At 42.7% G+C, this 22,050-nt stretch carries 14 protein-coding genes; 13 read left to right on the forward strand and 1 reads right to left on the reverse strand.

Annotation, left to right across the window (positions count from 1 at the left end):
- Positions 1 to 26 precede the first annotated feature (26 nt).
- A complete protein-coding gene (locus NQ505_RS09180; protein WP_009000117.1) occupies positions 27 to 1,100 on the forward strand; it encodes a cellulase family glycosylhydrolase in 1,074 nt (357 codons plus the stop codon).
- Positions 1,101 to 1,107: 7 nt separating this feature from the next.
- Positions 1,108 to 3,633: a family 20 glycosylhydrolase gene (locus tag NQ505_RS09185; RefSeq protein WP_009000116.1), complete on the forward strand. Its 2,526-nt coding sequence runs from the start codon at positions 1,108 to 1,110 to the stop codon at positions 3,631 to 3,633.
- Positions 3,634 to 3,682: 49 nt separating this feature from the next.
- Here NQ505_RS09185 and NQ505_RS09190 read toward each other — a convergent pair whose 3' ends face one another.
- Positions 3,683 to 4,711 carry a LacI family DNA-binding transcriptional regulator gene (locus NQ505_RS09190; protein ID WP_009000115.1) on the reverse strand — a complete coding sequence of 343 codons (1,029 nt, stop codon included), beginning with the start codon at positions 4,709 to 4,711 and terminating at the stop codon, positions 3,683 to 3,685.
- Positions 4,712 to 5,108: 397 nt separating this feature from the next.
- On the opposite strand from NQ505_RS09190, the gene NQ505_RS09195 reads away from it, so the two are divergent.
- Genes NQ505_RS09195 through NQ505_RS09245 form a run of 11 tightly spaced genes read left to right on the forward strand, consistent with a single transcriptional unit; the run spans position 5,109 to position 22,030 of the window.
- Complete coding sequence (locus NQ505_RS09195; RefSeq protein WP_009000113.1) at positions 5,109 to 6,428, forward strand: FAD-dependent oxidoreductase; 1,320 nt, start codon at positions 5,109 to 5,111, stop codon at positions 6,426 to 6,428.
- A 5-nt stretch (positions 6,429 to 6,433) separates the two neighbouring features.
- Positions 6,434 to 8,224 carry a sodium:solute symporter family protein gene (locus NQ505_RS09200; protein ID WP_009000112.1) on the forward strand — a complete coding sequence of 597 codons (1,791 nt, stop codon included), beginning with the start codon at positions 6,434 to 6,436 and terminating at the stop codon, positions 8,222 to 8,224.
- 31 nt (positions 8,225 to 8,255) lie between these two features.
- Positions 8,256 to 9,620: a BACON domain-containing protein gene (locus NQ505_RS09205; RefSeq protein ID WP_009000111.1), complete on the forward strand. Its 1,365-nt coding sequence runs from the start codon at positions 8,256 to 8,258 to the stop codon at positions 9,618 to 9,620.
- 5 nt (positions 9,621 to 9,625) lie between these two features.
- Positions 9,626 to 12,712, forward strand: a complete 3,087-nt coding sequence (locus NQ505_RS09210) for a SusC/RagA family TonB-linked outer membrane protein (protein ID WP_009000110.1) — start codon at positions 9,626 to 9,628, stop codon at positions 12,710 to 12,712.
- A gap of 24 nt (positions 12,713 to 12,736) precedes the next feature.
- Entirely contained in the window at positions 12,737 to 14,476 is a 1,740-nt protein-coding gene (locus tag NQ505_RS09215; RefSeq protein WP_032853741.1) for a RagB/SusD family nutrient uptake outer membrane protein, read from the forward strand.
- Between the two features lie 21 nt (positions 14,477 to 14,497).
- A complete protein-coding gene (locus NQ505_RS09220; protein WP_009000108.1) occupies positions 14,498 to 15,451 on the forward strand; it encodes a DUF6772 family protein in 954 nt (317 codons plus the stop codon).
- Positions 15,452 to 15,466: 15 nt separating this feature from the next.
- The gene (locus NQ505_RS09225; protein WP_009000107.1) at positions 15,467 to 15,796 is read left to right on the forward strand and encodes a hypothetical protein; all 330 of its coding nucleotides are present in this window, start codon (positions 15,467 to 15,469) and stop codon (positions 15,794 to 15,796) included.
- Complete coding sequence (locus tag NQ505_RS09230) at positions 15,784 to 17,169, forward strand: ComEC/Rec2 family competence protein (protein WP_009000106.1); 1,386 nt, start codon at positions 15,784 to 15,786, stop codon at positions 17,167 to 17,169. Before NQ505_RS09225 ends, NQ505_RS09230 begins: the two co-directional genes overlap by 13 nt.
- Positions 17,169 to 18,443 (forward strand): FAD-dependent oxidoreductase, encoded by a 1,275-nt coding sequence (locus NQ505_RS09235; protein ID WP_009000105.1) that lies wholly within the window; start codon positions 17,169 to 17,171, stop codon positions 18,441 to 18,443. The genes NQ505_RS09230 and NQ505_RS09235 overlap by 1 nt, the downstream gene beginning before the upstream one ends.
- 40 nt (positions 18,444 to 18,483) lie before the next feature.
- Positions 18,484 to 20,721 (forward strand): histidine phosphatase family protein, encoded by a 2,238-nt coding sequence (locus tag NQ505_RS09240; protein ID WP_032853739.1) that lies wholly within the window; start codon positions 18,484 to 18,486, stop codon positions 20,719 to 20,721.
- Entirely contained in the window at positions 20,708 to 22,030 is a 1,323-nt protein-coding gene (locus NQ505_RS09245) for a mannitol dehydrogenase family protein (RefSeq protein ID WP_009000103.1), read from the forward strand. Before NQ505_RS09240 ends, NQ505_RS09245 begins: the two co-directional genes overlap by 14 nt.
- Positions 22,031 to 22,050: the final 20 nt, after the last annotated feature.

Raw genomic sequence — 22,050 nt, forward strand, 5'->3', positions numbered from 1 at the left:
TCTAATTAGATAAAGTAAATTCGATTATGAAAAAGATATTACTCTCATTTTTTATTGGCATTATGTTAATTGCCTGCAGTCAGAAAACAGTCTCTGTTCGTGAAGTCTGGACAAAAGAACAGGCTAATGAATGGTATCAACAATGGGGATGGCTCCGAGGGTGTGATTTTATTCCGAGCACGGCAATCAACCAATTGGAGATGTGGCAGGCTGATACTTTTGATCCGGTGACTATTGACCGTGAACTAGGCTGGGCAGAAGATATCGGAATGAATTGTATGCGTGTATATTTGCACCATCTGGTTTGGGAAATGGATAAGGAAGGTTTTAAGAAACGTATTAATGAATATCTTACTATTGCCGCCAAGCATCATATCTCTACCATCTTTGTCTTTCTGGATGATTGCTGGAATCCTACTTACCAGGCAGGAAAGCAACCGGAACCACAACCGGGAGTACATAATTCGGGATGGGCGCGTGATCCGGGAGATTTGTATTATAAAGGTGATACGGCAGTGATACTTCCGGTCTTGGAGAATTATGTGAAAGACATTCTTACCACCTTTAAGGATGATAAGAGAATTGTGTTGTGGGATTTATATAATGAGCCCGGCGGTTCGGGTGGATATAGATACGGTGAAAGAAGTCTGCCGTTATTACAGAAGATATTTACGTGGGGACGAACGGTTAACCCGTCGCAACCCTTGTCAGCCGGAGTTTGGGATATGAGTTTGACTAATTTGAATAAGTTTCAGTTGGAAAACTCGGACGTGATAACCTATCACACGTATGAAGGTCTGGATTCGCATCAACAGCTCATTGACACATTGAAGCAATATGGGCGTCCGATGATTTGCACGGAATATATGGCACGTACTCAAAATAGTACTTTCCAGGATATTATGCCGATGCTGAAGAAAGAAAATATCGGTGCAATAAACTGGGGACTTGTAGCCGGAAAGACAAATACAATCTTTGCATGGGATACCCCGTTGCCTGACGTAGCTGAACCGTCCTTGTGGTTCCATGATATTTTCCGTAGCGATGGGACACCTTATTCGACAGAAGAAGTGGAATGTATTCGTTCATTAACTAAATAATTCCCTTATGATAACTATGAGGAATATATGGATAATGATGTTGGGGATATGCTTGTTTGGTTGTGGGGCTGGTAAACAGCCCCCTTCCTCACAGCTCTCTTTAACATGGAAACTGGAAAAAGATAGTGTGGAAGCCAGATATTTTAAGAATACATTCTGTTTGACGAATAACGGGAATAAATCCTTGGCTGATGATTGGGTGATCTATTTTAATCAGACACCAATTTATTATCAGCAACCTATTAATGCCCCGTTGGAAATAGAATGTATTGGTTCGACTTACTATAAAATGTATCCTACTGAACACTATCAGGCGTTGGCACCGGGTGAAACACTCTCTTTTACTATATTGAGTGAAGGAAATGTGATTAATGTATCTTCGGTTCCTGAAGGGGCTTATATTGTAGCTACCGATGAAAAAGGGAAAATGTTGCAGCCGCAAAATATTCCGATTGAGATCGGACTGTTTACGCCCGATGCCCAATGGATTCGTTCGAAGAATAGTTTTCCCTATGCAGATGGAAATTATTTGTATAAGCAGAATGATGATTTCAGCAAGCCTGTAGAGTGTGATATACTTTCTCTCTTTCCTACTCCTAAAAAAGTTGAGAAGACGGGTGGTGTTTCTACTTTCTCTCCAAAGGTAGGTCTGAAGTTTGACGGTGTATTTAAAGAAGAAGCTCTTTTGTTGAAAAAGCAATTGACTTCACAGTTAGGATGTACCGTTTCTGAAAAGGATGAAGAAACAATCATTGAATTGAAGAAAACAGAACTTCCTGCCACCTGTCAATGTCCGGATGAGTATTACGAAATTGTGATAAAGAATAACCTGCTGACTTTGAAAGCTAATGATGCGCATGGCATATTTAATGCTTGTCAGACATTGGTTGCTTTATTGGATAACATGAAGCTAGCTTCCTCTCCGCTCCCCAATCTTCATATTACCGATTATCCGGACATGGGACATCGGGGAATCATGCTGGATGTAGCCCGCAATTTTACAAAGAAGACGGACTTATTGAAACTGATAGATATACTGTCATTCTATAAAATGAATGTACTGCACCTGCATTTGAGTGATGATGAGGCTTGGCGTGTAGAAATACCCGGATTGGAAGAATTGACAGAAATAGCCTCTCGCAGAGGACATACTACAGATGAACTGACATGTCTTTATCCTGCTTATGCTTGGGGATGGAATGAGGTAGATACCACCTCATTGGCTAATGGGTATTATTCTCGCAGTGACTTTATGGATATTTTGAAATATGCAAAAGAAAGGCATATCAGAATTATTCCTGAAATAGATATTCCCGGCCATTCACGGGCAGCAATAAAAGCCATGAATGCCCGTTACCGGAAATATATCGATACGGATCAGTCGAAAGCGGAAGAATATCTTCTGATTGACTTTGCAGATACTTCCCAATATCTATCGGCACAAAATTTCACTGATAATGTTATTAATGTCGCCATGCCTTCTACATACCGTTTTCTTGAAAAAGTGATTGATGAAATCGGGCGGATGTACCAGGATGCGGGAGTAGAATTGCCTGCTTTCCATGTAGGTGGAGATGAAGTGCCGGAAGGCATTTGGGAAGGTTCTTCTATCTGCCGTACTTTTATGAAAGAACATGGATTGGCTAAGATACGGGATTTGAAAGATTATTTTCTGGAGCAAATTCTGGAAATGTTGAATAAACGCAATATACAGGCAGTTGGATGGCAAGACATTGTTATGAAGCCGGATAATACCGTGAACGAACATTTCAGAAATAGCAAGGTCTTGAATTATTGCTGGAATACAATTCCGGAACAGGGTGGGGATGAAGTTCCGTATAAGTTAGCAAATGCGGGCTATCCTATTATACTCTGTAATGTGGGTAATTTCTATTTGGATATGGCCTATTGTTATCATGTGGAAGAACCGGGATTGCGTTGGGGTGGTTACGTAGATGAGTACGTAACGTTTGATATGTTGCCTTTTGATATTTACAAGTCTTTACGGCGAAATCTGAAAGGTGAATCTGTGGATGTAAAAACAGCATCAAACGGTAAGCAACCCTTGACAAAAGAGGGTTATAAGAATATCAAAGGTTTGTCCGGACAAATTTGGGCGGAGACAATCCGTAGTTTCGAACAAATAGAATATTATCTTTTCCCAAAAGTTTTTGGGCTGGCAGAACGCGCTTGGAACGCTCAACCATCGTGGGCATTATCTCCGGACAGTAAGGTATATGCAGATGCCAAACGAAAATATAATGCTGGTATTGTAACTTATGAGTTGCCCCGTTTGGCAAAACGAGGTATTAATTTCCGGGTATCTCCTCCAGGTATTATAGTAAAGGATGGATTGTTGTTTGTCAATACCACAAATCCGAATGCGGTAATCCGGTACACCACCGATGGTAGTGAACCAACGGAAAATTCCGTGAAATGGCAAACTCCGATAGCATGCGATGCTCCACAGATAAAAGCAAAGGCATTTTATTTAGGGAAGGAAAGTGTAACTACAGTATTGATAAACGAGTAGTATTCAATAGTGTGCAAAACCCTCTGAAGAAGAATTTCTTTGGAGGGTTTTATTGTTTATATACTTCTATGGGTGGGGTGGATGCACGCATTTTGATTTCTGCGTTCAGCACGATTGAGTGGTTCGGTGATGCCGGATCCTTGATCTTTTCTAAAATCAGTTCGGCTGCACTTTTCCCCATTTGGTACAGAGGTGGTTCGACGGTAGTCAGTTTGGGATAGACTATGTTGGAAAGCTCAGTTCCTGAAAAGCTGGCTACGGCAATTTCGTCCGGTATCTTTTTTCCAAGTTCTTTCAATCTGTTCATGGCTCCAATGGCTAGTGTTTCCGTGAAAGCAAAAACAGCATTGAAAGGTATATTTCTTTCCATTAATATATCCGCTGCTTTTTTTCCTTCTTCAAAAGTTATACCGGTTCTTATCAGCATATTATCCTTATCAAAAGGAATCCCGAATTTCGCCAAAGCGTCTTTGTATCCTCTGACACGTTCTATGGAGTTATAAATATCGTCCGGTCCCTGTATATGAACAATCTGCTTGCGCCCGCTTCGGATAAGACTTTCCACGAGAAAGAAGGATTTCATATAATCGTCCACTATTACCTGTGGAACTTCAAGCCCATAGGGAATACGATCATAGAATACCATAGGCATTCCTGCTTCCTGTAAACGGAAATATTCCTCCTTGTTTCTTTTATAACTGCAAAGACAGATGATGATACCATCCACCATGAATCGTTCCATCAGTTGCAAGTTCTCTTTCTCTTTTTCCGGATCTCCTCCTGACTCTGCAATAATCACCTTTATATTTTTAGCATGGAGCACTTCTTGTATCCCGTTTATTACTCGTGAAGCAAACGGGGTAACCATTTCAGGAACTATCACTCCCACGGCATTAGTATGTCCGTATTTAAGGTTGGTTGCTACAGGATTGGGTCTATATCCCAATTCTTTAACCGCTTCCATCACCTTTTCTTTCGTTTCCTTACGGATATTTTTATCATCCCCCAATGCACGAGATACAGTGGAGACAGATATTGACAAATGTCTGGCTATGTCTTTAATGGTTATATACTTCATGGTTGATGATTGTTTAAATCAAAACAAAGATATCGGTTTCGATCAACAAATCCTAATTTTTAAGAACGTTTGTGCTAGAAGCCGAATGCCGTTCATGTTTATGCAATGCTTTTGTAACGTTTGCAGATTTTGGGAACGTTCCCGCAATCGTTTGCAGGAAAAAGATCTGCAAAAAAACATTTTTCCAGGTTCCCATTCTTTATCTTTGTTACATCATAATTATGTCGAACTAAATCTAAAGAAAGTATGAAAACACAATTCTTTTCTTGTAAGTGCGATCCAAAACAAATCAAAGTTTACTATACATTGAATCGGTAAGATTCTAAATATATGAATGATTTTGAAATGATTCATTTTGAATTTAACACCAAAGTTAAACTTAAGGATAAAAATAGGAATGGACAAGAAAGTACTAAGTATGGAAATCACGAAGCGGGGTCCAATAGTGGGCAACTATGATGTAGTTGTTTGCGGTGGAGGGCCTGCTGGTTTTATAGCAGCAATTGCTGCTGCTCGATGTGGCGCGAAGACTGCTGTTGTGGAACAATATGGCTTTTTAGGTGGAATGGCTACAATGGGGCTTGTAACTCCTTTGAGTGTATTCACTTATAATAATGAGAAGGTGATAGGTGGCATTCCATGGGAGTTTATCGAACGACTTGAGAAAATGGGGGGCTGTATCATTGAGAAACCTCTCGGAAATGTGGCTTTTGATCCGGAGCTTTACAAACTTTTATGCCAGCGAATGATGCTCGAAGCCGGCGTGGATATGTATATGCACTCTTATCTAAGTGGTTGTCAGATAAAAGATGGCAAAATATCCAGTGTCCTTTTTGAAAATAAGAATGGGACAGAGGCTATCAGTGCCGATATGTATATCGATTGCACGGGTGATGGTGATCTTGCTGCTATGGCAGGTGTTCCAATGCAGGCTGATGAATGTAAACCTCTGCAACCTCTTTCAACCTATTTTATTTTAGGAGGTGTGGATACGGATTCACCTATAATAATCGATGCCATGCACCATAACAAACAAGGGCAGAATTGTCATTGCATTGCAGTTCGTGAGAAACTTCTTGAAATGAAAGATGTGCTTGGTATCCCCGAATTTGGAGGTCCCTGGTTTTGTACAACTCTTCGTCCGGGTGAAGTAACGGTCAATATGACTCGTACTGCAGGAAATGCTGTCGATAATCGAAATTTTACCGCAGCCGAATGTCGTTTGCGGGAAGATGTATTCAAAATAGCACGAATCCTTAAAGAAAACTTTGAAGAGTTTAAAAACAGTTATGTGACGACGGTTGCCGTACATGCCGGTATTCGTGAGACACGTCGTATCAAAGGTATACATACAATCACAGGAGAAGAGTATGTGAACGCTTATAAGTATCCTGATAGCATATCACGCGGCGCACACCCTATAGATATCCATGTTGCAGCAGGTGCAGCACAGAACGTTACTTTCCTTAAAAAAGCTGCGTATGTACCTTATCGAGCTCTTGTAGCTGATAACTTCCCGAATTTGCTTGTAGCCGGGCGTTGTATAAGTGCCGATAAAACTTCTTTTGCATCGCTTCGTGTTCAGGCAAGTTGTATGGGGGTAGGGCAGGCTGCAGGAGTGGCGGCCGCGCAATGTATAAGGGCTGGTGTGACAGTACAAAAGGCTGATGTAGACAAACTCATAGAAGAATTGAAGAAACTTGGAGCAATAATATAAAGTATATGGAATCTTTAGACTATTTTGTTATCTTACTCTACTTTCTCGGATTGATAGCCGTGAGTGTTGTGATGTCGCGGAAAATTAAAAACTCCGAAGATATGTTTATTGCCGGGCGAAATTCTTCGTGGTGGCTGTCGGGAGTCTCTTCTTACATGACCATTTTCTCGGCAAGTACCTTTGTCGTTTGGGGAGGCGTTGCTTATAAATCAGGTATAGTTGCGGTAATTGTTGCACTTTGCCTTGGTGTGGCATCATTTATTGTCGGTAAATGGATCTCCGGCAAATGGCGTCAGTTGCGTATCAAATCGCCGGGGGAGTTTCTCACGATCCGCTTCGGACACCGCACAGTGAGTTTTTACACGATTTCAGGAATTGTAGCCCGTGCGGTGCATACGGCAGTGTCTCTGTATGCGGTAGCGGTTGTGATGTGTGCGCTTATCAAGGTCGATGGCGGCAGTATTTTTGCGAGTACAGGTATGCTAGGCGATTCACCGGAGGGTTATCTTAGCATTTGGTGGGCACTTCTCATACTTGGTGCCATCGCTCTTGGATATACCATTGCCGGAGGTTTTCTTGCCGTACTAATGACCGATGTGATTCAATTCGGAGTACTTCTGGCTGTGGTTGTATTTATGATCCCTCTCTCATTTAACGCAGTTGGGGGCGTAAGCGCATTCATCGATAAAGCAAATGAGATACCGGGATTCTTCTCGGGTACGTCTCCGACCTATACATGGGTATGGCTTTTATTGTGGATATTTCTTAATGTAGCCATGATTGGTGGCGACTGGCCGTTTGTACAACGTTACATAAGCGTGCCTACTACAAGAGATGCGAAGAAGAGTACTTATTTGATAGGAATACTTTATCTCGTCACTCCCCTCATTTGGTATCTGCCTACCATGATTTATCGTGTAATGGAACCCGGACTTGCACTTGATTTGGATGCAACTACAATGACTTTCAACGGTGAACATGCTTATGTGAATATGAGCAAACTCGTGCTCATGAAAGGAATGGTAGGCATGATGTTGGCAGCGATGCTATCGGCCACATTGAGTAATGTTTCGGGCATTTTGAATGTGTATGCAAATGTATATACTTATGATATTTGGGGACACAAAGAGAAAAATCGTCAGGCAGATGAGAAAAAGCGTATAAAGGTAGGTCGTCTCTTTACATTTGTTTTCGGACTTGTGATAATTGCCTTGTCGATGTTCATACCTTTTGCTGGAGGTGCAGAAAAGGTTGTGGTAACCCTTCTTACTATGGTGATGTGTCCTTTATATATTCCGTCAATATGGGGACTGTTCTCAAAGCGGTTGACAGGTAACCAACTTATTACTGCAATGGTGCTTACTTGGTTCGTGGGTATTATGGCTCGTATCATCATTCCTGCCTCCGTCATTAGTCCAAGCATAATAGAATCGGTTTCCGGTTGTGTACTTCCCGTACTTATTCTTGTAATGATGGAAATTTGGTCGGTACGCAAAAAGTATGAAGACAATGGCTATCAAGCCATTTGCGAATATACTGATCCTGATGCCGACCGCGAGCCGACCTCAAAGGAGAAAAAAGCGGTACGAAATTATTCGCATTTGGCCGTTAACTGCTTTTGTATAACCCTTGGAGTCGTTGTACTCTTGCTGGTTGGTCTGCTCATTGTCGGCGATCCAAAGACTCTTGCGGTAAAAAATATCGTAATAGGAAGTATCGTACTGATTGTTGCCACTATACTTGCTTATGTGATATACAGAATCATGTATGCAAAGCAGGTGAAAATATCTAATTAGTCATTATTAATTAACCCTAAATACTAATCAAATGAACCTAAAGATGTTATTGTTTGCAAGTGTGTCGCTTGTTATTTTTGCATCTTGTCACGATTCGGATACTCCGTACATGACACTCGCGACAAAGACACTTGTTGTAGAAGCAGAAGGTGGTCTTTTCACCGTTGATCTTGAATCAAATCTCTTTTACAGAGTCAATAACGACTGCCAGGCCGAAGGAAGCGATAGCCATTGGGCAGTTATTGATTCTCATGAGACACAAGGTGAGATTACTAAATTTACAATCAAAATTTCTGAAAATTCATCGGCTACTTCTCGTACTGGTGCAATTCGTTTCATTGGTGATGATGTAACTCCTCTAAAGCTGGCTATTACTCAGAAGGGGATTGTTCCTAAGGGCATCAGCCCTGCCACCGAATCGGTTGATGCAGCTACAACGGAATCTTCGTTCAAAGTCTTTGGCGATAAAGAGTGGAGAGCTGTTTGTATAGATGCGGATGTGACCGTTTCTCCTACAAATGGGGTAGGCGAATGTGACATTAAACTTACTTTCCCGGAAAACAAGACATTTGTAAAGCGGACAATAGAAGTAACGGTAACCATCCTGGATGATAAAGACTATACATATACTCTTGTACAAGATGCTTTTTCGGGTATTTTAGCTGATTGGGATTTGAAGAGTTTAACCAGCAATACGAGTGGAACATTTGCTGATGGTGAAGCACAGTCGGTATTCCCGGGAGCCAATGGCAAGTATATTGCTCCAAGTGCCGGAAGTGGTAAAATAGAGTATTGGGCATGTGACCGAACAGGTTATATAGCGCAGACAGCTATTTGCGACCGCGCAGTGGGCGGTAATGGTGACCCGTATGTATCAGGAGCTATTCCTGGCGATTATTGGTATATCTGTGGCGATGCGAAAGGTGCGATAATCCCTGCCGGTACAAAGATCCATTTCTATTTTGTGACTAAATTGGGAACGATGTGTTCTAGCTACTGGATGATCGAGTTCAAGGATGGGGAGGAATGGAAACCGGCTCTTCCGATTTCGACTCTTCTGGAAAGTGCGACAGAAACGATATCGGGTGCTTCCATTGATTATTCGGCAACAATTACCTACAATTTTGCAGGAATGTTGCTTGATACCAGCAACAATGGTGCATATATCCCTGCCGAAGGAGTATTTACGACAACTAAAGATATGGATGAGATTGTCTTAAGATTTGGACAAGCAGGTCGTTTAGGTCTTAGTGGTGCTAGATATTCTGGAAAATATATCGACTGCACACACGCAAGTGGTCAGACACGTTTTTCGGCGCAACATCCGAGTAACCCTGAAACAGGTGCGGCGATCAAAGAGTATAACCAACATGTATTGCTTGAAATCGTAGAATGAATATTATGAAGAAAAGTATATTAAGCCTGTTATTGGCATGTTTCCTGCAAATCAATCTGGCTTTTGCACAGAATGTAATGAAGGGTGTCGTTAGCGATGCCAATGGTCCTCTTGTCGGAGTTGTGATCCATGATAAAAACAATGGAAAAGGTACTACCTCCGATATGTCGGGAAAGTATGCGCTTAGTGGTGCGGAATCAGGGCATACAATAGAATTCCGTTATCTGGGTTATATGACCGAACATGTTGTATGGGATGGTAAAAGTGTGGTAAATATAAAACTTAAAGAGGATGCTGTACAGCTTGAAGAAACGGTCGTTATCGGTTATGGATCTGTAAAGAAGAAAGATCTTACAGGTGCAGTCGGTGTAATCAACAATTCATTGATCGAGAGGCAGAGTACTTCGCAACTTTCGCAATCTTTGCAAGGATTGATTCCGGGACTTACGGTTACTCGTTCAAGCAGTATGCCGGGAGCGAGTGCTACGGTGCAGGTTCGTGGTGTGACAACCATGTCTGATTCGAGTCCGCTTATCCTTGTCGATGGTATGATGGTCAGTAGCCTCGATAATATAGCAAGTGAAGACGTGCAGCAGATTACTGTACTTAAGGACGCGGCTTCTGCATCCATTTATGGTGCCCGTGCTGCTGCCGGTGTTATCTTGATAACAACTAAGGAGGCAACCGAGGGACAACTTTCGATCGGTTACAACGGGGAGGTTTCCTTATCTTCTCCTACCGAATTTCCGAAATTCCTGACCGACCCTTATCATTACATGACAATGTATAATGAATGGTCATGGAACGATGCCGGTAATCCTGCAGGAGGCGAGTTTGCCAACTATTCACAGGATTACATCGACAACTATGCTACCAACAACAGGTATGACCCCATTCAATATCCTATCTATGATTGGAAAGATGCCATTCTTTCGAGCACCGCTATGCGCCATAAGCACAATTTGACAATGACGTATGGCAACAAGGTAATCAAGAGTCACACTTCCGCTACTTACGAAAATGCTGACGCTGTCTACAAAGGTTCAAACCACGAAAGAATCTCTATCCGTTCTCGTAATAATCTGAAGATTAGTGATAAACTCTCCGGTTCTATTGATTTTTCGGTACGTTATGCCACGAAAAATGACCCCACTTCCGGTAGCCCGATTCGTGCGGCTTATATGTATCCTTCCATTTATTTAGGACTTTATCCGGACGGTCGTGTAGGTCCCGGTAAAGACGGCAGTCTTAGTAATACACTTGCCGCTTTATTGGAAGGCGGAGAAAAAAAGACTGTATCTAATACAATGACCGGTAAATTCTCGTTGAGCTATAAGCCTATAAAAGATTTGACCATTACTGCTAATTTGACTCCTACCATTGGAAATGTTTCAATCAAGGAGATGAAGAAAGCCATACCTGTTTATGATGCATACGAAACCGATGTTATGTTGGGATATGTTTCGGGGTATACTTCTAATTCGCTAAGTGAAGAACGCCGTAACATCAAATCATTGGAGAAGCAATTCATCGCTACATACGATAAAACCTTTAGCAAGGTACATAACTTCAATGCCATGGTCGGTTATGAGGATTATAGCTATACGTATGAAACGATGTCGGGGTCGACAAACGATATGTCTTTGTCTTCTTTCCCTTATCTTGATTTGGCGAATAAAAATGCTCTTGCTGTAGCCGGCAATTCTTATCAGAATGCCTATCGTTCATTTTTTGGCCGTATCATGTATAATTACGACAGCCGCTACTACCTCCAACTCAATGCTCGTGAAGACGGATCTTCACGTTTTCACAAGGATCACCGTTGGGGATTCTTCCCCTCGGCATCGGTTGGTTGGGTAATTTCTAATGAGAAATTCATGCAAAATATAACCCCGGTAAGTTATCTGAAGTTTCGTGCCTCTATCGGTACTCTCGGTAATGAGCGGATTGGAAATTATCCTTACCAGACATACATTTCGTTCAACAATGCCATTATGTATGACAGTGCAGGATCTACTCCTCAATCTTCAATGTCCGCCGCACAACAAGATTATGCGTATGAGAATATCCATTGGGAGAAAACACAGAGCTGGGATATAGGGGTGGATGCCGCTTTCTTTGACAACCGCCTTGACTTTAGCGCAGACTATTATTATAAAAAGACAACAGATATGCTCTTGTCGGTGGCAATCCCGTCGTTTACCGGTTACTCGGCACCTGACAGGAATGTAGGTAAAATGCACACCCGCGGTTGGGAAGTAAAACTTGGCTGGTCTGACCGTATCGGGGATTTTAGTTATGCGGTAAGTTTTAATATCTCTGATTACAAGTCTATTATAGATAATCTTAACGGCAAGCAGCAGTTTAACAGCGATGGTACTATTATTACTGAAGGTGCAGAATATAACTCATGGTATGGATATAAGACTGCAGGTTTGTTCCAGACCGCAGAGGAAGTCAGCGAAAGCGCTTTGCTTTCGGCTTCTACCAAACCGGGTGATGTAAAATATGTAGATATCAGCGGACCAGATGGTACTCCTGACGGAATTATCAATGAGACATATGACCGCGTAGTGCTTGGCAGTTCGTTGCCACACTATCTTTATGGAGGTTCTATTAGTTTGGGTTGGAAAGGCATCTCCTTCTCTCTACTTTTCAATGGTGTCGGGAAACAACTTTCACGCCTTACCGAAAGTATGATTCGTCCCATGCAGGGACAATGGCTTCCGGCTCCGTCAGTCCTTCTGAACGACAATGGTGACCGTAATTACTGGAGTGTGTATAATACAGCAGAACAGAACGCATCAGTCAGGTATCCTCGCTTGAGTCATCAGGGCGGTGAATACAACAACTATAAAATGTCAGATTTCTGGCTTAGGAGTAGCGCATATATGCGTATAAAGAACATCAATATTGGCTATACAGTTCCTAAAAAAATCGTCTCTAAGGTCGGAATCAAGGGACTTCGGGTGTATGTCAATATCGATGATCCATATTGCTTTGATAGTTATCTTTCTGGATGGGACCCTGAAGCAGGCGCTTCTACCTATATCACACGTACTTATACGTTTGGAGTTGATATTAAATTCTAATAGAGTATGAAAAAATTACATAATATGAAAAAAATACATGTATTGATTTACATGATAGTTCTTCTATCTGTAACTTCTTGTGTGAACCTCGACCTGAATCCTCCTTCAGCTGCATCCAGTGAAAACTGGTTCTCGTCACCGGAGGAAGTTCGAATCTCATTGAATGATTTTTATCGTAGTACCTTCTTTGTTATAGAAGAAGGTTGGACGTTGGACCGTAATACAGATGACTGGGCGCAACGAACCAATATTTATACAATTGCGGCAGGTTCACTGAATGCGTCTTCTACAAGTAATCCCAACATTAAGACTGTTTGGAGTTACACTTATAAGAACATTAGTCGTGCAAACCGGATTTTGGAGGCACTCGACAATCTTGAAGGTAAATATTCCACCACAGAACTTAATACGCTTCGTGCCGAAGCCCGTTTTTTCAGGGCGTTTGCTTATTCACGTTTGATTACTCTTTGGGGAGATGTTCCTTTCTATCTGACTTCAATTACTCCAGAGGAAGCATTTGAGATGGGACGTACCGACAAAGCTGTCGTTTTAAAACAGGTTTATGAAGATTATGACTATGCAGCAGAAAATTTGCCGGTCGCAAATAATAATAGCGGTGCCACCCGTGTGGATAAAGGAACGGCCTATGCTTTCAAGGCTCGTACAGCTCTCTATCAGCACGACTATGGGACTACCGCAAAGGCTGCACAAGACTGTATGGATCTGGGAGTATATGATTTAGCCCCTGATTATGGAGAACTTTTCCGCGATAAGACAAGAGGTAGCAAGGAAGTCATCTTCTCTGTTGTTCACTCAAGTGACCTTGAATTGGATGAAAACGGTCAGCCTACTACACAGTCTATCGGTTCATTCATTGCCCGTTCGGCAGGTGGTACACATAATGCGCAACCTTCATGGGAACTTCTTGCTGTCTACGAAATGACGAATGGTAAGACGATCGATGAGCCCGGCAGTGGTTTTGATCCTCGCGATCCATTTGCCAACCGTGATCCCCGTTGTTTGGAAACATTTGCTGCTCCCGGTAGCCGTATCTATGGTATTGAGTGGAATCCTGCGCCAAATGCACTTGAGGTAATGGATTATACGCAAAATCGCATGGTTACAAACAAAGATTCAAAAGGCGGTTCGGATGCTTCCAACTGCGCTTACAATGGTTGCTGCCTGCGCAAAGGCGCGCAAGAGTCATGGCGTACTACTTTGTATAACGACAATCCCGTCATTCTCATGCGTTATGCCGATGTGTTGTTGATGTATGCCGAAGCTAAGATTGAACTGGGAGATATTGATGCTACTGTTCTTGCTTGTATCAACGATGTCCGTGCTCGTGCTTATAGCACTACCCGTACGCAAACCAACGACTATCCGTCCATCACCACCACCGATCAGACAGTATTGCGTAAAGTGCTTCGTCGTGAGCGTCGTGTGGAGTTTGCATGGGAAAATCTGCGTTATTTCGATTTACTTCGTTGGCATCAGTTTGAGAATGCTTTCGGACACAATATGTACGGATTTACTCGTACGGCCAATAGAGCAAAGGAATATTTTGCGGCAGGCAACTGGTTCTGGCCACAGACTCCGGCATTTGATGAAGACGGATTCCCTTCCTTTGAAGCGATGGCTGATGGGACTTATATCGTTCAGCATGGAGAACGTAAGTTTGATGAGAAGATTTATTTGTGGCCATTGCCAAGTGATGATGTACTAATCATGAATGGCAAACTTGTTCAGAACCCAGGGTACTAACTTTATTAAATAAATGATAATATGAGCATTGGAGAAATTTTATTGCACAGTCGGTATCAACCATTAAAGAGGGTGTTGAGCTATGATGTATTCAACACAGGCTTTAACGGCTGGATGACATTGATGCCTAATTTTACGGAATATCCGAATTTTGATGTTCCTAAGACATTGGTCAATAAAGATCAGTGGCCACCGGTCATGCTTAGTTCCGCTACCTTTAGGTATCCGGGTACTCATGGGGCAATGTCCGGTACTTATTCTCTTAAACTCTCGACAAGACCTATTGCAGCGCCTTATACGGAGATTCCGGCAGAGGGATGCCTGGGACATGCCATTAAGCGACTTTCATTCTCTCGTCCGGGCTGCAAATATTTGCAGATAGAATGCTGGTTTACATATACGGCGGAGCAGGATGTGGTTGATGGCGGTGATCGTCCGCAACCGGGTTTACATGAGAGTTCAATCCGCGACTTCGGTATGGGATTTGATGTACAGGAAGGTGGAAAACGCTATCATGTAGGAATACGCTATCTCAATGCAGTGGACGGAAAGTTAATGCAGAAGTGGCAGTATGAACATTCGGATGAAGACGTTACAGATCGTGATTGGGCTTATGGACTTGACGGAGATTGGTGTAAGAAGGGTGTCGATCCTTGGTGGTTTGGTCGTCGTTATCCTAATGGTGACCATGATGGGTTCAAAGATTTGAATGATGGTCATCAGAAACTCATTTACAATGAGACTGATTGCAAACTCAATTGGCAATATATGCGCCTGAAACTTGACACACAGCTTCGCGAATATGTGGAGTTCCAATGTCAGGACAGAATTTGGGATATGCGTGGCATTGCAGCCGATACTGTTGATGGATATAACCGTATCGACAACCTTATCAACCCTCTTTTCTGGGTGGGTACTGATACCAATCGTCGTGTATTCTTTTATATAGATTCAGTTGTTGTTTCACAAGAATAAGGAGGAATGTAATATATGAAAATGTTTAATGATTCCCATCTTGAGGTAAAGAAGTTTTTTAAAGGAACTTTCTTCACTCATCCTTACGAGGCTGGTTGGGCAGATGAGGCTATATTCTTTGTTATGGTTGAGAAAATAGAGGGAGATCCTGTATTCGAAGGTCGTGTACAACTATCGCAAGACGGTGTGCATTGGGCTGATGACGGCAGTATTCCTACGATCTTCAAAGGACTTGGCCAACATATTATAAAAGTGAATTCAAATTTTGGTAATTATATTCGTCTTGCCGTCAGCATTGAAGGCGGAGAGATGTTTTTAAATCTTCATATAGCATGCAAAGGTTAATATTTATTTTCAGTTTGTTCATCCTTGCGATTGTAGGATGCAGTTCTAATGAATCTCAATCATTTTTGATTCGTCCGGACGGAGGTGAAGAAGGTGGAGATGACTCTGCCACCGAAATAGAGATAGGTAAAACTATTCCTGCTTGGCAAGAAGGTGTGATGGATATTCATTTCATCAATACAACTACGGGTGAAAGCGTGTTTGTAATATTCCCGGATGGTACGCAAATGCTTATTGATGCTGCAAGTTCGAGTGTTGCGACCAACTCTAATGGTAATACGACCAACACCGGTATTCGTAGTCGTTGGGATCCAACCTTAACTTCTACCCGTGGCTCACAAATTATAGCTGATTACATTCGTAAGTGTATGGCATGGACAGGTAACAGTACGATAGATTATGCGGTACTTACCCACTTCCATAATGACCACTTCGGTGGTTATAATACATCCTTGCCGAAATCTTCCAATTCCGATACCTATTCGTTGATAGGTTATGCCGAGATCTTTGACAATTTTAAAATTGGCACGCTTCTCGATCGTGGTTACCCCGATTATAACTATCCGTTCGACATGGCGACAATGGCAGATAATGCTTCAAGTTGTAACAACTATATCAATGCGGTGAAATGGAATGTTGCTAATAAAAAGTTCGAGGCTGCGATATTTAAAGCAGGGGCAAATAATCAAATAGTTCAGAAGTACAATTCAGCGAAGTATCCTACTGCAAAGGTGCAAAATGTTGCTGTGAATGGAGAAATTTGGACAGGTTCGGGCACTGCCACAAAGAAGACATTCCCTGAACTCTCGGAGATTTCATACAAAAACAGCAAAGACATTACAGCCAGTGACAATTGTCCGCCGGAGAACATAACCAGTTGCGTGATGAAAGTCTCGTATGGCAACTTTGACTTCTTTGCCGGTGGTGATCTTCAGTATAACGGGCGCTCGAGTTATGCATGGAAAGATGCCGAATTGCCATGCGCAAAAGCCGTAGGCCAGGTAGAATTGATGAAAGCCGACCATCATGGTGTAACCAACACCAATCAGGCCGATGCTCTGAAAGCGCTCAATCCACAAACGATTGTTGTTAATTCATGGGTTGATTGTCATCCCCGCACCGATATATTGAATTCGATGGAGACAACACTCCCTGCGTGTGATATATTTATCACTAACTTCTGGCAGGGCGATCGTCCCAGTGGAGTAGACGACCGGGTAACGGCAGAAGAGGCTGCGAGAGTAAAGGGATATGATGGACATATTGTAGTTCGTGTGACCGATGGAGGAAACAAATATAGAGTAATGACAACCACAGATTCTGATGGGGCAATGACTGTTAAGGCTGTTTCCGGTCCATATACAAGCAGATAATGAATACAAAATATTATGATGTATTAGTAGCAGGTGCAGGGCCTGCCGGAATATGTGCGGCTGTAGCCGCTGCCCGGCAGGGGGCACATGTTGCTCTTATCGAAAGATATGGAGTCATTGGAGGTAATCTGACCGCTGGGTATGTCGGTCCTATTCTCGGTAGTGTAGGTAAGAACACTATGCGCGATGAGGTTTGTTCTATTCTTGGCGTCAAAGACAATGACTGGATTGGGGAGCATGGAAAAGCTCACGATTTTGAAGAGGCAAAACTTACATTGGCAGAATTTGTTGCGAAGGAAAAGAATATTGATGTCTTTTTGCAATGTTGTGTGTCGGATGTTATTCGTGACGGAAAGGTGATAAAAGGCATTGAGTGCGCAAGTAACGAGGGGACACTTTGTTTTGAGGCTGCAGTTACCATAGATTGCACTGGCGATGCAGTGGTGTCTTTTCTTGCCGGTGCAAAAATAGAAAAAGGGCGCGATGACGGACTTATGCAGCCTGTAACCCTTGAATATACTATTGACGGAGTAGATGAATCAAAGGGGCTTATTTGCATTGGAGATGTAGATGATGTTCAACTTAATGGCGAGCGTTTCCTTGATTGGTGCAAAAAGAAAGCTGACGACGGTAAACTTCCCCCAATTCTTGCTGCTGTACGTTTGCATCCATCAGTCAGACCGGGTTGCCGTCAAGTAAATACGACACAGGTCAATAGAGTGGATATAACTTCAGTAGGATCTATTTTCACCGCTGATCTTGAACTTAGACAACAGATACGTCTCCTGACTCAATTTTTGAGAGAAAATTTGCCGGGTTACGAGAACTGTAGAGTGATCGGAAGTGGTACAACAACTGGAGTGCGTGAAAGCCGCAGAGTGATGGGCGACTATGTGATTGATGCCGATGAGATGGCGGAAGGCTGCCGCTTTGCTGATGTGGTAGTACATAAAGCATTGTTCATTGTCGATATACATAATCCTGACGGAGCCGGACAGGCGGAACCGAGCATACAATATTGCAAACCATACGATTTGCCGTATCGTTGTTTTCTCCCGTTGGGCTTAGAAGGGCTTCTTGTGGCGGGACGGTGCATATCGGGTACTCACAGAGCCCACGCTTCATACCGTGTCATGAGTATTTGCATGGCAATGGGAGAGGCTGTTGGTATTGCTGCTGCCATGAGTGCATCGCAGAATTGTACTCCGCGTGCTCTCGATGTAGGAGAGTTGCAGCGACGGCTTGAATCGTTAGGCGTAGAGCTATTCGATTAACGTAGAACATAATCATACTTTAAATTTATAGAGCATACTTATGAAAAAAATATATTTGTCTGTCGTGTGCTTATTGGTCTCTATTCCCCTTATCGCCCAGTTGTATGTTGAGCCGGAGAAGGAAGTAGAGTGCTCTGTCTTCTTGGCAAAGGAAGGACGGGGGCGAGCACAGCAAGGACTTGAAATATGGGATGATTACATATTCTCGTGCGAGGATGGAGGGCATGTGAATATATATGATTTCAAAAGTGCAGATTCGAAACCCTTAGCAGGCTTTGAACTGGCTTCCTCCCATCCTGACAACCATGTAAATAATGTATGTTTTGGTGTTGAGACAAAACGAGGAGCATCATTTCCTTTACTATATATAACAAATGGCAAGGTAGGAAGTGAATTGGAATGGTTGTGTTTTGTAGAGAGTATAACTCGCCGTGGGAAACGTTTTAGCAGCGAAATCGTACAGACAATCGAACTAGATGGTTCGAAGTGGGCGGAGAAAGGGTATGTCTCTATCTTCGGAGCGCCGAGTTGGCTGGTCGATCGGGAACGTGGCTTTATATGGATATTTTCGGCACGTAAGCGTACGGTAGCGAAAGTGACAAAGAATGCATGGGAGAACCAGTATGTCGCCACCAAGTTCCGCATACCATCGTTAAGTGAGGGTGCAAAGGTGCGGCTTGACCAAAATGACATTCTTGATCAGGTGGTGTTTCCCTATGATGTATGGTTCACGCAAGCGGGCTGTATGCATGATGGTAAAATATACTATTGCTTCGGAGTTGGGAAGCAAGATGACAACCGTCCTTCCTGCATCCGGGTGTATGATACTGATACGCGGACAATTACTGCACGATACAATGTGCAGGAACAAGTCATTTACGAACCGGAAGATATTGTGATAAAAGATGGAGCCATGTATGTCAATACCAATACAAACGCAAAAAAGACATCCGACCTTCCTTGCATATTCAAACTCTCTCTTCCAAAAGAAAAGCGGATAGGGGAAAATCCTCTCGATGAGATACGCCAGGATCCGGAACGTGCAGGTGGCGTGTATTATGTGACCGATCTTTCACATACGGTTACGCCGACCCCTAAAGGGTATAAACCTTTCTATATAAATGGCTATTTCCGTCACGGAGCTCGTCAGATAGACGATACGGTAACTTACCCTGCCATATACGGCGTATTGGAGAAAGCTCATGATACGAACAACCTTACAGACTTCGGGAAGGCTCTATACGAACGCCTTGAACCGTTCAAGATGAATGTGTTCTATAAAGAAGGTGATCTGACGCAGATCGGTTATCGCCAGACGCGGGAAATAGGCCGAAGAATGGTACAAAACTATCCTGAAGTATTTGAAAACCATCCTTATTTGAAAACTAACGCGACAAATGTACTTCGAGTGGCAGCTACAATGCAATCGGTGAATTCGGGGATTTTGTCACTGAAACCCGAGCTTGAATGGGCAGAGATAGACAACTCTCGTTCGTTTCTTACCACACTGAATCCTTATGGCAATGTATGTCCCGATAGAAGTACGCTCGATAAGTATATACTTGGTAAGGAAAATAGTTGGTATAAAAAATATCGTTCGTACATAGATGAAAAGTTGGATGTTGATGTTTTTTTCACAAGGCTGTTTATAGACATTACACAAATAGAAAGCGAGTATGATAAATATGACCTTGTCCATCGCTTCTGGTTAATGGCGTCACTTATGCAATGTCTCGACCGGCAAGTGCCTATCTGGGATATCTTTACAGAAAAGGAAATATTGGCTTGGGCAGAAATCGAAAACTATAAGTATTTTGCGCAGAAGGGGCCTGAGCCTGTATCCCACGGGCGGAGTTGGGGGCTTGCATCGCGCACGTTACGCCATTTATTAGACGAATCTGCCGAAGATATTGCCCGTAAACGTCATGGTATAAATCTCAACTTCGGACACGATGGTGTTCTTATGGCCATCTTGACAAATCTACAGGTTGGGACGTGGGCACGTGAGGCAAGTAATTCCAAAGAAGCTTTGCAGAGCTGGAAGTATTGGGATATTCCGATGGGGGCGAATCTTCAGATGATATTTTATCAATCGGAAGATAATTCGGATATTCTAGTCAAGTTTATGCTGAATGAAAAAGATCTTCAGCTACCGCTTGAAGCGGTTGAAGCATCTTATTACAAATGGAACGAGGTTTATAAATTCTATATCGAACATTGCGACAAGGTTGAAAGATCACTTGCCGAAACACTGAAATTATCGTATGAAGACTTTTAATTACAATCGTGCCGAAATTAAGGCTGGAATAGTACATTTCGGCGTTGGGAACTTCCACCGTGCGCATCTCGAAGCTTATACAAATCTTTTGCTTGAAGATCCGTCGCAAAAATGCTGGGGTGTGTTTGGAGCAATGATTATGCCTACAGACGGGATACTGTTCAATGCTCTCAAAGAAGAAAATGGTATATATCAGTTAACGACCTGCAGCCCTTCCGGCGAACGGCATAATATGTTGATTGGCTCGCTTGTCGAACTTGCATGGGGAGAAATAGATAGTGAACCAATCATTGCTAAAATAGCATCGGAGGAGATAAAAATCATTACTTTGACCATAACTGAAGGGGGGTATAAGGCTGATTTAGATAAGCCGCGCACAGTATTCTGGTATGTAGCCGAAGGACTTAAACGTCGAATGGAGCAAGATTTGCCGATTACGATTCTTTCGTGCGATAACATGCAACAGAATGGCAATGCTGCAAAATGTGCGTTTATGTCATACTTCGAAGCGAAATATCCTGAGGTGGCAGCGTGGGCAGAAAAGAAAGTGACGTTCCCCAATTCGATGGTGGATAGAATCACTCCTGCAACAAAATCGGGGAAGATTACTAATGTGTGCTGTGAAGATTTCATACAATGTGTCGTTGAAGATAATTTCATTGCAGGCCGCCCTGCATGGGAGAAAGTGGGAGTTACATTCACGGACGATGTGACCCCGTATGAAATCATGAAATTAAGTCTTCTCAATGCATCGCATACACTTCTGTCTTATCCTGCCTATATGGAGGGATTTAGGAAGGTTGATACTGTATTGGCAGATGAGAGGTACCGCACAATGATAAAGTTGTTTATGAACAGGGACGTCACTCCTTATGTTCCGGTTCCCGAGGGTGTTGATCTTGAAGCGTATAAAGATTTGCTTATCAAACGATTCTCAAACAAGGCGATAAGCGATCAAGTATCGCGACTTTGCGGTGATGGCATCGCGAAGTTTGCAGTCTATGTAGTACCCATACTCAAACAGATGTTACGGGATGGAAAGGATATTTCGATAGAGGCTTTCCTGGTAGCTGTTTATTGCAAATATCTTATAGGTGCACACACGGAGTCTGGGGAGAATATAACTATTTTCGAACCTCACATTACTCCGGCGGACAAGATGCTGATTTCCGGAGGATCACCAGTTGAGTTCTTGAAAATATCGCCTTTTGTGTCATTGGAACTAGACAAATATCCTGTATTTATGGAAAAGTATGAGCTGTTTTATGGCATGAGCGTAGCAGAAGGATTAAAGGTCTTATTGCAGTAAACAACTAAAAACAACAAAAC

This window comes from Bacteroides sp. D2, assembly GCF_025147085.1.
In the GTDB taxonomy this organism is placed as follows: Bacteria; Bacteroidota; Bacteroidia; order Bacteroidales; family Bacteroidaceae; genus Bacteroides.

Excerpts from the sequence above, each read along its gene's own strand:
- NQ505_RS09195 (WP_009000113.1), top strand. The coding sequence starts at position 5,109 with ATGGACAAGAAAGTACTAAGTATGGAAATCACGAAGCGGGGTCCAATA.
- NQ505_RS09205 (WP_009000111.1), top strand. The coding sequence starts at position 8,256 with ATGAACCTAAAGATGTTATTGTTTGCAAGTGTGTCGCTTGTTATTTTT.
- NQ505_RS09240 (WP_032853739.1), top strand. The coding sequence starts at position 18,484 with ATGAAAAAAATATATTTGTCTGTCGTGTGCTTATTGGTCTCTATTCCC.
- NQ505_RS09180 (WP_009000117.1), top strand. The coding sequence starts at position 27 with ATGAAAAAGATATTACTCTCATTTTTTATTGGCATTATGTTAATTGCC.
- NQ505_RS09185 (WP_009000116.1), top strand. The coding sequence starts at position 1,108 with ATGATAACTATGAGGAATATATGGATAATGATGTTGGGGATATGCTTG.
- NQ505_RS09215 (WP_032853741.1), top strand. The coding sequence starts at position 12,737 with ATGAAAAAAATACATGTATTGATTTACATGATAGTTCTTCTATCTGTA.
- NQ505_RS09245 (WP_009000103.1), top strand. The coding sequence starts at position 20,708 with ATGAAGACTTTTAATTACAATCGTGCCGAAATTAAGGCTGGAATAGTA.
- NQ505_RS09200 (WP_009000112.1), top strand. The coding sequence starts at position 6,434 with ATGGAATCTTTAGACTATTTTGTTATCTTACTCTACTTTCTCGGATTG.
- NQ505_RS09190 (WP_009000115.1), bottom strand. The coding sequence starts at position 4,711 with ATGAAGTATATAACCATTAAAGACATAGCCAGACATTTGTCAATATCT.
- NQ505_RS09210 (WP_009000110.1), top strand. The coding sequence starts at position 9,626 with ATGAAGAAAAGTATATTAAGCCTGTTATTGGCATGTTTCCTGCAAATC.
- NQ505_RS09230 (WP_009000106.1), top strand. The coding sequence starts at position 15,784 with ATGCAAAGGTTAATATTTATTTTCAGTTTGTTCATCCTTGCGATTGTA.
- NQ505_RS09235 (WP_009000105.1), top strand. The coding sequence starts at position 17,169 with ATGAATACAAAATATTATGATGTATTAGTAGCAGGTGCAGGGCCTGCC.
- NQ505_RS09220 (WP_009000108.1), top strand. The coding sequence starts at position 14,498 with ATGAGCATTGGAGAAATTTTATTGCACAGTCGGTATCAACCATTAAAG.
- NQ505_RS09225 (WP_009000107.1), top strand. The coding sequence starts at position 15,467 with ATGAAAATGTTTAATGATTCCCATCTTGAGGTAAAGAAGTTTTTTAAA.